Source organism: Nostoc sp. (assembly GCF_036917575.1).
In the GTDB taxonomy this organism is placed as follows: Bacteria; Cyanobacteriota; Cyanobacteriia; order Cyanobacteriales; family Nostocaceae; genus Nostoc.
In genome coordinates, this window is record NZ_JBALDC010000050.1 from 263,612 (window position 1) to 277,139 (window position 13,528).

The following is a 13,528-nucleotide window of genomic DNA, read 5'->3' on the forward strand; positions in this document are numbered from 1 at the left end:
AGACATCAAACTATCCTTATTTATCCCCTGTTTGCTCTTAAAATCATCTTTATTTGAGAAAATCTTTAATCTTTAGCAGTTTTATGCTTTCGACACATCTCGCCTTCATAGCGCGATCGCTTTTATGCAGAGGTGAAAATTGATGCAGAAAATCGATACCACGTCATTCCCCGCACCCGACCCGGTGAAGAATAATTGGGAGTTTGCCGAAGTCTGGATTGATGCAATGCTGTCGCCTCCCTATGTGTTGTTACTTCTTGTTGATCGGGAGGGAAAGTGTTGTGTATACGATCCCGCCGAAGGCTATAAAGTCATATTTACTTGTTCAAGTTACGAAGAGGCTCAACTCTGGTTGCTAGAAGATGAGTATGAGCCGATTGAAGGGCGTATTTGTGCATCTGAAGTTTAAGTAAACAAAGTGCGTAGTTTACCGCAGTAAGCATCGCATAATTCAGCAGACCAACACTATAGGCGATCGCAAATTCTTTTAACTCTTTAATTTTCCCTAATTACTGATGAATTTGTGTTGCTTTCAGCATGTGGTAGGTAATGATCAACTGAGTCAGAGCCAGAGGATAACTTTGGAGTGCTTCTCCGGTTGTACCAGCAATTTTACCCAGTTCTGGATTACTTTCGCGATCGCAAATACTTCGTAAATGAGGCATATCAGAACAAATAATATGCTCTAGCTTATTTACCTGTTCTAAAGTGGCATGACCATCAACTTCTAAGACATCTACAGGTTTACTCATATCCCTGTCTAGCCCTAGACGAATCGCAGAGTCAGAATTACCATAGCCAGAGTTGATAATCTGAGTAAAATCTGGGTGAGGAATTGTCGGACGAAGTACCAGACGAACATTCAGGTGTCCATTGGTTTCATCATCTTCCCCAGTGGGTGGATAAAAACTAATCACTATATCAGACCATTGTCGCTGCGGACGGATAAACTCTGCTGAATCTGGTTCGCGCTTTTCTAATTCCGCTATTACCTGTTGGACAGTATAGCCGCGCTTTTGCGTATCTCGTTTGATTTTCCACTTAGTGCGTAGTTCTTCAGGGGGTGCAAGGTAAACTTTCACGTCGTAGGAATCACGAGCAGCACGGGTAGAATAACCGAGTAATCCTTCAATAATCACGAATTTATTCGGCTTGATATAGTGCGGTGGCTCGAATTTGCCAGTTTTATGGCTGTAAACTGGCTTAAGAATTGGTTGTCCTGTGCGTAGCAGCGACAGATGTTGCTGCATAATATCTAAGTGATTGCAGTCGGCGTGAAGGGCAGTGATGCCAATTTCTGCACGTTGTTGGCGATCGTAACGGTGATAATCATCTGTACAGATAATTGTGACATTTTCTGGGCCGAGTACCTGAGCAATTCCTCGCGTTAGTGTTGTTTTACCAGCCGCGCTGTCGCCGACAATACCAAGAATTATTGGACGGCTCATCATAACCTCCGACAATAAAAATAACTTTAGTAATAAAATTACCTACAATATGTTTTTATTCTAGAAGGGTTTAAGCAAGTAACTCAAATAAACACTTAGTATGCAATATCTCTACACATAAAATATTTGTGCGAGTGCTTTTTGCATAATAATTACAATCTGCATGATTGTTAGAGTTATTTGTACACAGAATTCTGGATGCAAAACTAAGTCCCGTTAGTGTGAATATTTATCGTTGGGATGAGGCAGGAGGGAAGAGGGTTTGAGTCTATTTAATTTTTCTTAAAATAGCTTAGTTTCTTTACATCGTTCTACTTAAACATCTCCTGTTGAACCTACTCTCAACCGCAGATATTCAATTTTAATACAAGCATCCATAACCACATTTAGTCCTGCATCTATAGCTTTTTGTGCTGATGGTTGATGCCAGATATCCAGTTGTGTCCATACAGTTTTCGCATTGATAGAAATTGCTTCATTTATAATTTCTGGCAAGTACTCAGAACGGCGAAACACGTTAACAATATCTACGGGTTCGGGTAATTCCGAGAGTGCAGGATAACTGGGTTGACCGTCAATTTTTTTAATTAGGGGATTGACGGCATAGACTATATAGCCTTTTTGCCGCAAGAATTGGGCGATTTGATAACTAGTGCGATCGCGTTTATCAGAGTGACCTACAACAGCGATGGTTTTGGCTTGGGTCAATACCTGACGCAAGGCGTTATCATCTTCTTTAAGATTTGGCATGATTCAAAATATCCTCAGCGATCGCTTTGCTTATCTCCGTTACAGCAACGTATTTTTGTTTTCCTTGAGTTTCCGACTACATTTACACCCAACTTGGTGGGCAATCTTTTACCCCTGAGTAGGCTTTCTTCTAACTCCCGATAAAATGGGCGAACCGGGAGTTATTCTTTGGTGCTATTGATGTTTGGGAAAATAAAGCTTCTAGCGTAGAGCCATCAGCTATCCAAATTCGCTCAAAATTATGTAGTGCAAACTCAACACTATCTGGAAGTGGTCGCTTCAGCCTTTGCTGCCGATTGAGTTGTAATCATAACAAATTGTTGTAAAAACTACTTGATTTTCATGATTGTTTGTGAGAAAGTCTAACTTAGTGATTATAAAATACGGTAACTCAATAGATTTATCGTATTTTATATTTTGACGGGAAATAAGCGGTAAATTTTAGTTGTGCAGACAGCAATTGTTTGGGCTATGCTCCATCAAAGGCGATCGCAGCAACGCCCGATATTTTAACCTCTGATTTTCCTGTTGAATTGCTCACACAACCGTATAGGAATTGGGAATTAAGCATTGAATAGCAGTAGTCAATGCATATATGAGTATTAGGAGTGGTAACTTGCAGGCCAGGTTATCTTTACAGACCCCTATCCTTCTCCTGCTCCGTACCACAGAGGTACGGGGCAGGGAACAGGGAACAGGTAAAAAACTTCAGGTGTGGGTTTGATATCAAGTCCGGCTAATTAATTATAATTGCTGGTTCTATGGGTCAAGCCTAAAACCCCTCCCCTGTGAACTTGCAGTCTCTTTGCAGTCTTAATGATAAGTCTTTAACAAGACACGATATAAAGCCCAGTTTAAAAAAAGAATTATGCCGAAATTGCTTTTAACGAGGCATAAAGCGCAAAGCCAGAGCGGCTCAACCTCTGGTTTTTATTCCAATACCACTATTAGCGCGTAGGATTGTCCATTCCCTCTGAATTGATTTTTATGTAGTTTTTTACTAGTGGAGAACAACTTAGATGCAAGCAGATCCCAATTCTCATCAAGATTCTGAAAAAAATGCTCAGGCTCATAGTGAAATAACAAAAACTAAGCAACCTCAAACTAGCGCAGGTAGTAGAAGATTATTTCTCGGTCGCGGTAGCAGACGTTTATTTCTTGGTCGCGCCGGTTTGTTTAGTGTAGCTAGTGTTGTGACAGGGGTTTTCAGCTCATCCTTTTCCTTGAAGAAAGGAGGAAATGTTGTCCAGGCCCAAAAACCTGCTGCAACGTTTAACTATAGTAACTTTCGTAATAGAGCTTTTCAAGTACGTACAAGAGCAGCTAAGGTTAATTGGGAAATTCCTATTCCTCCTCATCCCACCAATGGAGATGAGGCGAAGTATGCTAACAAAATTGCGACGGATACACGAGGATTACCCCATAACAACCTGGGCGAAGTGGATCTGAAGGCTTATCAATCTTTTATTAATGCGTTGAACTCCGATGATCCCAATGAGTATGAAAATATCATCCTGGGTGGCAAACGGAAGCTGGTACAACCGCTCGGTCCATTAGCGGTTAGCTTGAGTGGGCTGAATCCGAGCCAATTGACAATTCCAGTGCCACCTACTCTTGATAGTGCAGAGCAGGCGGCTGAATTCCTCGAAATTGCTTGGCAACAACTGTTGCAGGATGTACCCTTTAGCGAGTTCCGCAATAATACAACTAACCCGCTGATTGTGGCAGCAGTTCAGGATCTGAATCGGTTGTCAGCATTCAAAGGGCCTAAACAGAACGGACAGGTTACACCCGAACTTCTATTTAGAGGTACCGCGATTTATGTTGATGCCTCTGGTGGAACGACTTACCACACGTTACCAGGGGTAGATGTAGGGCCTTATGTCTCCCAGTTTTTACTGCGTCCTGTGCCCGCAGGAACACAGAGTTATGTTCAGCTTAACCGTGTTCCCCTGGCTATTCCCGAAAACACTTTTCAAACCAACTATAATGAGTGGTTGCTGGTGCAAAATGGTGGCGATCCTGGTCGAACGATTAAGTTTGACTCAACGCGTCGTTACTTTATCAACGGGCGCGACCAGTCAGAGATTGCCCACACACCACCACCCGTCTATGCAAATGCTGCTCTAATTCTACTCGCCAAGCCAGTCATTAATGACATCCTAGCAGGTGGCGTTGGCTCACCTTACAATCCCGGTAATCCTTATAACAACTCGAATACCCAAGTGGGTGGTTCTGCGACATTTGGTCCAGGGTATTCACAATCTCTCATCGCTTGGGTTAGTCCACATGCAATCAGAGCGGCTTATTGGCAGAAGTACTATGTTCACCGTCGTCTGCGAGCAGAGGCTTATGGTGGGTTGGTTCACAACAACAAGGTGAATAAAACAAACTATCCGATTCACCCCGATGTTTTCAAGTCAGAAGCACTCGATCGCTTCTTCAGCAAAAACAAATCCTATCTGCTACCGCAAGCTTTTCCGGAAGGGGCACCATTCCACTCTTCTTATCCAGGGGGCGCTTCGGTAGCGGCAGGTGCCAGTGTCACGATTTTGAAAGCACTATTTGATGAGAGTTATGTGATTCCGAATCCGGTGGTACCCGATCCCAAAGATCCCACCAAGTTGATTCCCTATCAAGGCCCACTGCTGACCGTGGGCGGCGAATTGAACAAACTGGCAGCGAATATTGGCTTGGGTCGTGATAGTGCTGGCATTCACTGGCGCACGGATGCAGCAGCTTCCTTAGCGCTTGGCGAAGCGATCGCAATTAGTATTCTCAGAGATGAGAAGCTAACATTCCGCGAAAAATTTTCAGGTTTCACCTTCACCAAGTTTGATGGTACAAGAATCACAGTTTAAAGCTTTGACTGTTTAGAAAATATAGAGACACGATATTTCGCGTCTCTATATTTACTTAACTAAGTTTGGGGGTTTAAGTCCCCTACCTAATGACGGCAAAACGTTTTGATGCCTAAATCTAAATCCCCGTCACATAACGTAATTGCGAATTGGTTTAAATCCTATTTAGTTTCAGAGTTCTACAATGTCTGATCTTCGGAGATTTTACTCTCGATGCCTGCGGCGGGCTGCATCTATGCGATCTATGTTATCGAGCATAGCGGTAGCGATCGCGCTCTTGATATTTACAACACAAGCACTCAATCCCAAAAATATAGTATCAGCACAAGAAGCATCGCCGGACATAGAACTAGCTAAGAAAATCGGTAAAGAAATTATTGCTGCTTGTCCCGTTGTCTCTGATACTAAAAATTTAGCTGCTTTTAACTCATGCGCTGACAAACTCGTTAAGCTAACAACTCTCCGCGAAACCATGAATGCACCCTTCTTGTGGGGCGCTCAAAGCAAAGTCGGTAATTACAATCTCAAAGATAATCAAACAACTGAATTTGATCCATTTGTTTGGCGTCGCATATACCTAGCTACTTTTATGTTCAAAGGTGAACCAAAAGTTGAGCAGGTAAACAATTTAATTGTGATTCACCTTCCCATTCAGTTCCGCAATCAGCTTGATATTGGTGCTTATCCTTATCCTTTTTGGCACTCATCAAAAAAGTGGAATTCTTACCAGCAAAGTACTGAATTACTTTTGTTTCTAGAACAGAAAAAGCTCAAAGGGGCGCTACGTTCAGCTGTGGTTGACTCACAAAGACCAGTAGTAAATCATGTATGGGATGGTAAATGGGTTTGGAATGATGCTCATGGCAAAAAGCAACCTTATGTAACACTATATACCCGTTTATTTTCTCCATCGAACCCACACGTTGCTGAAGTTGATGCTGCTTATCGTGCATTTGAGGTTAATTTACGTCAACACGCTTGTACTGTTTGCCATAGTCCAGATAACGCAGCTAAACAGAATCCTTTATTAATGCTGAGTTATCCAAATCAAGCGCTCTCCTTACGACACGAAACGGTGCGCCAAATTAAAGAAAAACGAATGCCGCCTCCAGCTGGTATCGTTAACGAGCAAGAGCGACAAAAGCTGCTTGAACTCGCCCAAGCATTTGCCCAAGCAGGCGATCAAGCCCTAGCTTACGAAGGAGAAAAAATAACTGTTGGGAAACGCCTCACGCCAGCTTTGTAGCACGTGCAACGTGTAAAACTCTTTAAAAGTCTTATAACCACTACCATGAAACGCAATTATAGCAAGGGACTGGGGACTAGTAGTCTGCCAACCCAAAGATGCGCTTTTTCGGGCTGGGGAAAGGGGAAAGGGAAAAGGGTAAGGGATTTAAAACCTTTCCCCCTGCCCCTTATCCCCAGAGGGGGCCCCACCTTCCCCCTTACCCAATAAAGAGCTTTCGTCACGAAAGCGAACTACTAGGGACTGGGGACTGGGTGAAAAGTCTTTTGGTGGCTAAGTTTTATCATGTGTTGATGTCCTAACCATCAAGGCTTTCGCTATACTATTGTGATCACGAATGAAAATGCATCCTTGAGCGACTACGACGCTATCATGAGTGTGAATGGTAACTGTGGTACTTGTTGCTACAAGTTCTCCCACTGGTTGCAATAAATCATCTACGTCCCAGAAAATTTCTGTGATGTCGAGCAAAGCCGGAGACGCTCTGCCTCCGGGCGAGATACAATGGTAGACATAGCGGAAAGTCTTAACAGAGGCTTCCTGCGTTCAGAACTTTTCAAGACAGCCGAGACGTGATTTTTATTTGATATTATTTAGTCTCAACGTTTTTTTGTAACTTTTTTCTCCATTCTCAATCAATCTTAGCATAGGCTAGCAAATACCGCAGGCATCGCTCTTTAATACCCAGTTTCTCGCGCTTTATATCTCGCAAGCTTTTTGGTTTTTTATAACCGTCGAACTCACGTTCTTTTACCCCTGAGTAGCCTTTCTGCTAACTCCCGAAAAAATGGGCGAACCGGGAGATAAAAGACTCATCCCCTATTCTCCATGCCCAATGCCGAATGGCACGCTTGTTAAGCTGAAGGGTATGCAGCGTAAGGATGCTCCAGGAGCAGTTCTTGGCAGGGGCGCAGAGGGGAATTTCTAAATATCCGAACGCAATTGCTTAAAACTTCTTTCTCCCCTGCTCCTTTGCACAAGAGCACCCCTGCTGCCTCAACGATTTTCCCTTTTCTTAGTGCCATTAGCCCAATGCCCATGACAATTAAAACATTAGGACTCGAACAAAACCTCTACGATTATTTACTGTCAATCTCTCTCCGAGAACCAGAAATTTTAACCCAACTAAGACAGGAAACAGCCCAGTATCCAATAGGGAGAATGCAAATTGCTCCCGAACAAGGGCAGTTTTTGGCGTTACTGGTGCAGTTGTTGGCAGCTAAGAAAACTTTGGAAATTGGAGTATTTACAGGTTATAGTTCCCTGGTGGTGGCGTTGGCGTTACCGAGAGACGGTAAGGTGGTAGCCTGTGAGAACAGTGAAGAATTTACAACGATCGCTCGGCGCTATTGGCAGCAAGCAGGAGTGGCGGATAAAATTCAACTGCACATTGCCCCAGCTTTGCAGACATTGGATCGGCTACTGGCAACAGAAGCAGAAACTTTTGATTTTGCCTTCATCGATGCAGATAAGAGCAACTATGATGGCTATTATGAGCGATCGCTGCAATTAGTGCGTCCGGGGGGATTGATTGCGATTGATAATGTTCTCTGGTCAGGTAGAGTTGCCGATCCCCAGGTGCAAGATAATAGAACTAAAAGAATTCGTGCCTTTAATCAAAAGCTACATCAAGACCAGCGAGTAAGTCTTAGTTTAGTAGCGATCGCAGATGGCTTAACTTTGGCACTGAAAAAGTAAGTTTAGCAAAAATAGCTCTTATTGTTCTAACATTTGGAAGAATCGGGTAAAGTAATCTGGAAAAGTCTTCGCTGTGCAACCAGGATCTTTAATTACAATCCCTGGAACTTTCAAGCCAGTGACAGCAAAAGCCATCGCCATTCGATGATCGTGATAGGTTTCAATAGCCGCCGGGGTAATGGGCCCAGGCTGAATTTTTAGTCTATCTGCAAATTCTTCAACCTCAACACCTAACCGCCGCAACTCTGTAACCACAGCTTTAATTCGGTCAGTTTCTTTATATCGAATATGTTCCACGTTACGAATGGTAATTGGAGAACTGGCAAAGGGGGCGATCGCTCCTAATGTTTGCACTAGATCCGATATATCATTCATATCAATGTCGATGCCTTGCAATTGCTTCGGCCCCGTCACTTCGGTATAATCATCCGAATCCTTAATTTGGCAACCCATCTGTTCTAAAACATTCAGCCACAGAATATCACCTTGACAAGATTGTTTGGTCAAATGTTTTACCCGCACCCGTCCACCCGTGACGGCGGCGGCGGCAAAAAAGTAAGAAGCATTTGACGCATCGGGTTCTACTGTGTAATGTCGAGCTTGGTAACGTTGACCTGCTTTAATCTGAAATTGATTATCGCCGATTTCAATCACCTCCACGCCAAAATCTGCCATCAGACGACAAGTCATTTTGACGTAAGACTGAGAAACCAACGTACCTTCAACCTCAATAATTGTGTCTTGTTGAGCATAAGGCGCAATCATTAGCAATGCCGAAAGTTGCTGACTTGTTTGGTTGGCTTTCAACCGAAAATTTCCGCCAGCGAATCCCTGACTATAGAGGGTGTAGGGCATAAACCCGGAGTTTCCCTCAAAGTTAACAGTTGCTCCACCCGTTTGCAGCACCGTTAGCATGTCACCCATCGGTCGTTCTCGCATCCGGGGAACCCCATCTAGGCGATATTCGCCATTCCCCAGTGCCACCAGCGCCGAAATAAACCGTGCTGCTGTACCTGCCAAACCCACAAATAAATCTGCCTGTTTAGCCGGAATCTGCCCTCCCCTGCCGCCCACTTTAATTTGTGCCAGTTGAGGATTCAAAGTAATGGGAATGCCCAACTGCTCTACGCATTTGGCAAAATACTCGCTGTCTTCACTAAATAAGGCATTTTCTAAAATGGAATCACCTTGTGCTAATGCCGCGACAAGCAACGCTCGATTGGTAAGACTTTTAGAGCCGGGAATCTCTACCGTGGCATCCACTGGCCGATTCAGAGCAGGAATTGCAATGGTATCCACTTTAAACCTCTACGTAGACGGTTAGCTACAACTTTCTTTATATATTCCCACATCTTGAGCAAAAGGGGCAGGGGAGTAAAGAGTCTAAGTTACAAGTAAATAGTGAGGAATAAGATTTTAAAACTTATAATTTATAACTCGCCTATAATTCAGCACTGGCTCAACGCCAGCTATCCGCTAACAGGACTCTAGAAAGATGCAATTTATCGATCAAGCAAAAATTGAAGTTGAAGCTGGTAAGGGCGGCGATGGTATTGTCGCTTTCCGGCGAGAGAAATACGTGCCGACTGGCGGCCCTTCTGGTGGTAATGGAGGACGAGGTGGTTCGATATTTTTCGTTGCTGAAGAAAACCTCCAAACTTTGTTGGACTTCAGATACAACCATCGCTTCCAAGGAGAAAAGGGTACTCGTGGCGGGCCAAATAACTGCACTGGAGCAGCAGGAAAGGATTTAATTATCGAAGTTCCCTGCGGTACAACCATTTATGATGCTGAAACTGGCGAACTGCTGGGGGATTTAATTGAGCCTCAGCAGACTTTGCTGATTGCCCAAGGTGGTAAAGGTGGACTGGGAAATCAGCATTTCTTGAGTAACCGTAACCGCGCCCCAGAATATGCCCTCCCAGGATTACCAGGGGAAATAAAGCAGCTGCGCCTAGAGTTAAAACTTTTGGCAGAAGTGGGGATTATTGGCTTACCAAATGCTGGTAAATCCACTTTAATTTCATCTTTATCAGCAGCACGTCCAAAAATCGCAGATTACCCTTTTACTACTCTCATCCCAAATTTGGGTGTAGTGCGGAAACCTACTGGTGATGGTACTGTTTTCGCTGACATTCCCGGACTAATTGAAGGAGCAGCTCATGGCGCAGGGCTAGGACATGATTTCTTGCGCCACATCGAGCGCACGCGGGTGCTACTTCACTTGATTGATGCTACTAGTGATGATGTGGTTAGAGACTACTACACAATTAAGGAAGAATTACAAGCTTATGGACGGGGTTTAGCAGAACGTCCGCAAATTTTGGCGCTGAATAAAATTGATGCAGTCGATCGGGAAACTGTGGATTTGGAGGCGTTAGCCACCCAACTCAATCATCTCTCCTACGCCCCGGTTTTTGTGATTTCTGCGGTGACTCGCACCGGTTTAGAGCCGATGTTACAAGAAATTTGGGGAATTCTCGACCAAATGAAGGTTCCTGAAGAAGTGGAGGCATTTAGATAATTACTAATTCGTAATTCGTAATTCGTAATTACTACTTTTTGAAAGAAAGTAGCTGTTGGCAGCAGAAATTATTTTTTTACTCACGGGATCAAGCTTTTAAAATTACGAATTATACCAATTTGAAAAAAGAATGCGACAGATACATAGGGACATTTTTTATGTTCTGTCTAGCTTTCTTAATGGATGAATTTTGATTTTTGAATTGGTATAACGTAGCTTGCTTATCGCTAGAGGCGAGTATTATCAATTAGGAATTATGTTGATGTATCCTGGATCAGGGGAATCTTAATCACAAACTCAGCGCCTTGTCCTAGCTGCGAAAAACATTCTAAAAAACCGCCATGTCTTTCTGTAATGATTTGGTAGCTAATGGCAAGACCCATTCCTGTACCTTGACCGATGGGTTTGGTGGTAAAGAAGGGGTCAAATAGTTGTTTTTTAACATCTTCTGGTATTCCTAATCCATTGTCGGTAATCCTAATTATTACCTGATTTGGCTGTTGTAGTTGGGTACGAATGCAAATTTGTGGGGAAGTTCTTTGCTCTTCTATGTTTAGGGCATTTTCCCAAGGCATAGGACAAATGATCAATGACTCTTCCAAGGCATCGATCGCATTTGACAAAATATTCATAAATACTTGATTTAGCTGCCCTGCGTAACATTCAACTAAAGGTAGCTTGCCGTATTTTTTGATTATTTCGATTGTCGGACGTTGGTCATTACCTTTGAGGCGGTTTTGCAAAATCATCAAGGTACTGTCGATTCCCTCATGGATATCAACAACTTTCATTTCGGCTTCATCCAAGCGCGAAAACGTTCGCAGAGAAAGTACAATCTCGCGAATACGGTCTGCCCCAACTTTCATTGAATTGATTATTTGTGGCAAATCTGATTTTAAAAAGTCTAGTTCGATTTGGTCTGCAAAATCCTGAATTTCTAGCACAGGTTCAGGATAATGACTTTGGTAAAGTTGCAAAAGTGAAAGTAAATCTTGGGTGTATTCCTTGGCAGGGCTGAGGTTGCCATAAATAAAATTTACTGGGTTGTTGATTTCGTGTGCCACTCCTGCCACTAGTTGACCCAAACTGGACATCTTTTCAGTTTGAATTAAGTGAGTCTGGGTGTGTTGAAGTTTGCGGAGTGCAACTTTAAGTTTTTGGGCTTGTTGTCGTAGTTGCGCTTCCGACTTTAGCAAGGCTTCCTTGGCTTGTTTACGTTCTGTGATATCCCTAATAATAGCTACCCGACAAAAAGGCTCTCCTGTTTCAGGATGTTTAACTATAAACAGGCTGCAATCAGTGGGAATTTCTATACCTGTTTGAAAATGCCTAAAGCGAAACTCGCCTTGCCAGGAACCATGTTGAAATATTAAAGGAGTAATTCGCTGTATGAACTCTGCAAAAGCTTCTGGGGAATAAAAATCAATCAAGGATTTGGTTTTGGCTGCTTCCAGGCTATTAAGTCCCACCATCTTGAGTCCGGCAGGGTTCACATAGAGAATTTGTCCTTCCATTGAAGCAATACCAATAAAGTCGTTGCTGTTTTCAATCAAGGCGACAAATTTTTGCTGTTCCTCTTCAGATCGTTTGCGTTCTGTGATGTCTAACACCATTGAGGCAACACCAAGCACCCGACCATCAGCAGCCACTAACGGGTTGTTATACCACTCACCGATTATCGTCTTACCATCTTTAGTGACGTTCTCATTAACACTAAAACTCCCTCCTTGTTGTGTTAACAGGGCAATGAGAATCTCTTTTACGTGCTTTCTAGCGTTTTCAGGTACTATGATCTCAAAATGATTTCCCAGCATTTCCTCTGTGGTATAGCCAAAGATTCTTTCTGCTGCCCGATTCCATGTCTGAACTTGAAAGTTGGTATTCCATTCAATAATGGCTAAGGGTGTTTGTTCAATTAGCAATGCCAGTCTTTGCTGTGAAGCCCTAAGTTGTGCCTCTGCTTGCTTGTATTCGGTAATGTCGCGAAAATACCAAATCCTACCGTAATAGTCTTCTAAAGGTGATGTCTCACTACAAGCTTCTTGCTGTTTACGCACGGGTGCAGAATAGCGCTCAAAAATCTTTCCAGACTTGAGGAAAATTTCATCACGGCTGCTTTCCTCTGAATGCTGGTAAAGATACTCCACCTTAGCCAGAAATTCTTCTGGATTTACTAGTTTGTTTAGTACCCATCCTAGAAGTTGGCGATCGTCGCGTGTTTCGAGGAGTGCAGCAGGAATTTGCCATAACTGAGAGAATTTCTGATTGGATGATGTAACTGTACGATTTTCATCAATAATTAAAATTCCGTCGATGGAAGCTTCTTGTTGAGCTTGGAGTACAGCATTCATGCGGTGTAAGTGATGCTCTAATTGAGCCGTTTCAGGAGCGATCGCTAATTCTTCATTTTGTTGACGCAGTTCTTCTTCAACTACCTGGAGTTCTTCTAAGGTTTCCATCAGATTGGTAATATCATTACCTCTGCCAGTCACAACCGCAATCTCGGCTTCATTGTGTAAAATGATGTCACGAATACTACCCACCAGAAATTTATTACCAGTCTCATCCTCAAAGCAAGACCTTTTTGTAGAGATGAGATGGGTTATACCCTGAGCATCAGTAAAAATATTCTGGTTCTCATCAGTAATATTTGTGGTGAAAACCAATTCATCTTTTTCCCGAAACACATCAGCTTCTGCTTGCAAAAAAAAATCATAGTCTGACTTGCCAATTAATTCTTCTCGGCTATGACCGACGAAATCACAGTAGGTATCGTTAAGTAATACCCAGCGATATTGACGGTCTTTGACAAAAATTGGGTCAGATATACCGTTGATTGTCTGATACAAAAATGCCAAAGAAAAGTTTTGCTGCTGTGTGTTTTGTTTTGACGCGGGTTTATTTAAAAATCTAGGATGGTTCATACCCGAATTTATCTCTAAAATTGAGCTAAACAAAAGCTGTTTAGCTCCTGTGTGTGTCAGCGTGAGTATAATTTATT

At 43.0% G+C, this 13,528-nt stretch carries 11 protein-coding genes; 6 read left to right on the forward strand and 5 right to left on the reverse strand.

Annotated features, from left to right (window positions below):
• Nucleotides 1-132 precede the first annotated feature (132 nt).
• Together V7K79_RS30005 and V7K79_RS14580 are read left to right on the forward strand one after the other, a co-directional pair.
• Nucleotides 133-195: a hypothetical protein gene (locus tag V7K79_RS30005; protein ID WP_442938942.1), complete on the forward strand. Its 63-nt coding sequence runs from the start codon at nucleotides 133-135 to the stop codon at nucleotides 193-195.
• Nucleotides 185-409 carry a hypothetical protein gene (locus tag V7K79_RS14580; RefSeq protein ID WP_442938933.1) on the forward strand — a complete coding sequence of 75 codons (225 nt, stop codon included), beginning with the start codon at nucleotides 185-187 and terminating at the stop codon, nucleotides 407-409. Before V7K79_RS30005 ends, V7K79_RS14580 begins: the two co-directional genes overlap by 11 nt.
• Before the next feature lie 100 nt (nucleotides 410-509).
• Here V7K79_RS14580 and V7K79_RS14585 read toward each other — a convergent pair whose 3' ends face one another.
• Together V7K79_RS14585 and V7K79_RS14590 are read right to left on the reverse strand one after the other, a co-directional pair.
• Nucleotides 510-1,448 (reverse strand): phosphoribulokinase, encoded by a 939-nt coding sequence (locus tag V7K79_RS14585; RefSeq protein ID WP_335048902.1) that lies wholly within the window; start codon nucleotides 1,446-1,448, stop codon nucleotides 510-512.
• A gap of 315 nt (nucleotides 1,449-1,763) precedes the next feature.
• Entirely contained in the window at nucleotides 1,764-2,198 is a 435-nt protein-coding gene (locus tag V7K79_RS14590; RefSeq protein ID WP_335048680.1) for a CoA-binding protein, read from the reverse strand.
• 1,019 nt (nucleotides 2,199-3,217) lie between these two features.
• Between V7K79_RS14590 and V7K79_RS14595 the strand changes: the two genes are divergently transcribed.
• Together V7K79_RS14595 and V7K79_RS14600 are read left to right on the forward strand one after the other, a co-directional pair.
• On the forward strand, nucleotides 3,218-5,059 hold the full coding sequence (locus V7K79_RS14595; protein WP_335048682.1) for a vanadium-dependent haloperoxidase: 1,842 nt from the start codon (nucleotides 3,218-3,220) through the stop codon (nucleotides 5,057-5,059).
• Nucleotides 5,060-5,243: 184 nt separating this feature from the next.
• Entirely contained in the window at nucleotides 5,244-6,305 is a 1,062-nt protein-coding gene (locus V7K79_RS14600) for a hypothetical protein (RefSeq protein ID WP_335048684.1), read from the forward strand.
• A 273-nt stretch (nucleotides 6,306-6,578) separates the two neighbouring features.
• On the opposite strand, the gene V7K79_RS14605 is transcribed toward V7K79_RS14600, so the two are convergent.
• Nucleotides 6,579-6,776, reverse strand: a complete 198-nt coding sequence (locus V7K79_RS14605) for a hypothetical protein (RefSeq protein WP_335048685.1) — start codon at nucleotides 6,774-6,776, stop codon at nucleotides 6,579-6,581.
• Nucleotides 6,777-7,343: 567 nt separating this feature from the next.
• Between V7K79_RS14605 and V7K79_RS14610 the strand changes: the two genes are divergently transcribed.
• Nucleotides 7,344-8,003 (forward strand): class I SAM-dependent methyltransferase, encoded by a 660-nt coding sequence (locus tag V7K79_RS14610; RefSeq protein ID WP_335048687.1) that lies wholly within the window; start codon nucleotides 7,344-7,346, stop codon nucleotides 8,001-8,003.
• 18 nt (nucleotides 8,004-8,021) lie between these two features.
• Here V7K79_RS14610 and aroA read toward each other — a convergent pair whose 3' ends face one another.
• Entirely contained in the window at nucleotides 8,022-9,302 is a 1,281-nt protein-coding gene (gene aroA, locus V7K79_RS14615; protein ID WP_335048689.1) for a 3-phosphoshikimate 1-carboxyvinyltransferase, read from the reverse strand.
• Nucleotides 9,303-9,498: 196 nt separating this feature from the next.
• On the opposite strand from aroA, the gene obgE reads away from it, so the two are divergent.
• Complete coding sequence (gene obgE, locus V7K79_RS14620) at nucleotides 9,499-10,527, forward strand: GTPase ObgE (RefSeq protein WP_335048690.1); 1,029 nt, start codon at nucleotides 9,499-9,501, stop codon at nucleotides 10,525-10,527.
• A gap of 254 nt (nucleotides 10,528-10,781) precedes the next feature.
• Here the strand turns inward: obgE and V7K79_RS14625 are convergent, their stop codons facing one another.
• A complete protein-coding gene (locus V7K79_RS14625) occupies nucleotides 10,782-13,451 on the reverse strand; it encodes a PAS domain S-box protein (protein WP_335048692.1) in 2,670 nt (889 codons plus the stop codon).
• Nucleotides 13,452-13,528: the final 77 nt, after the last annotated feature.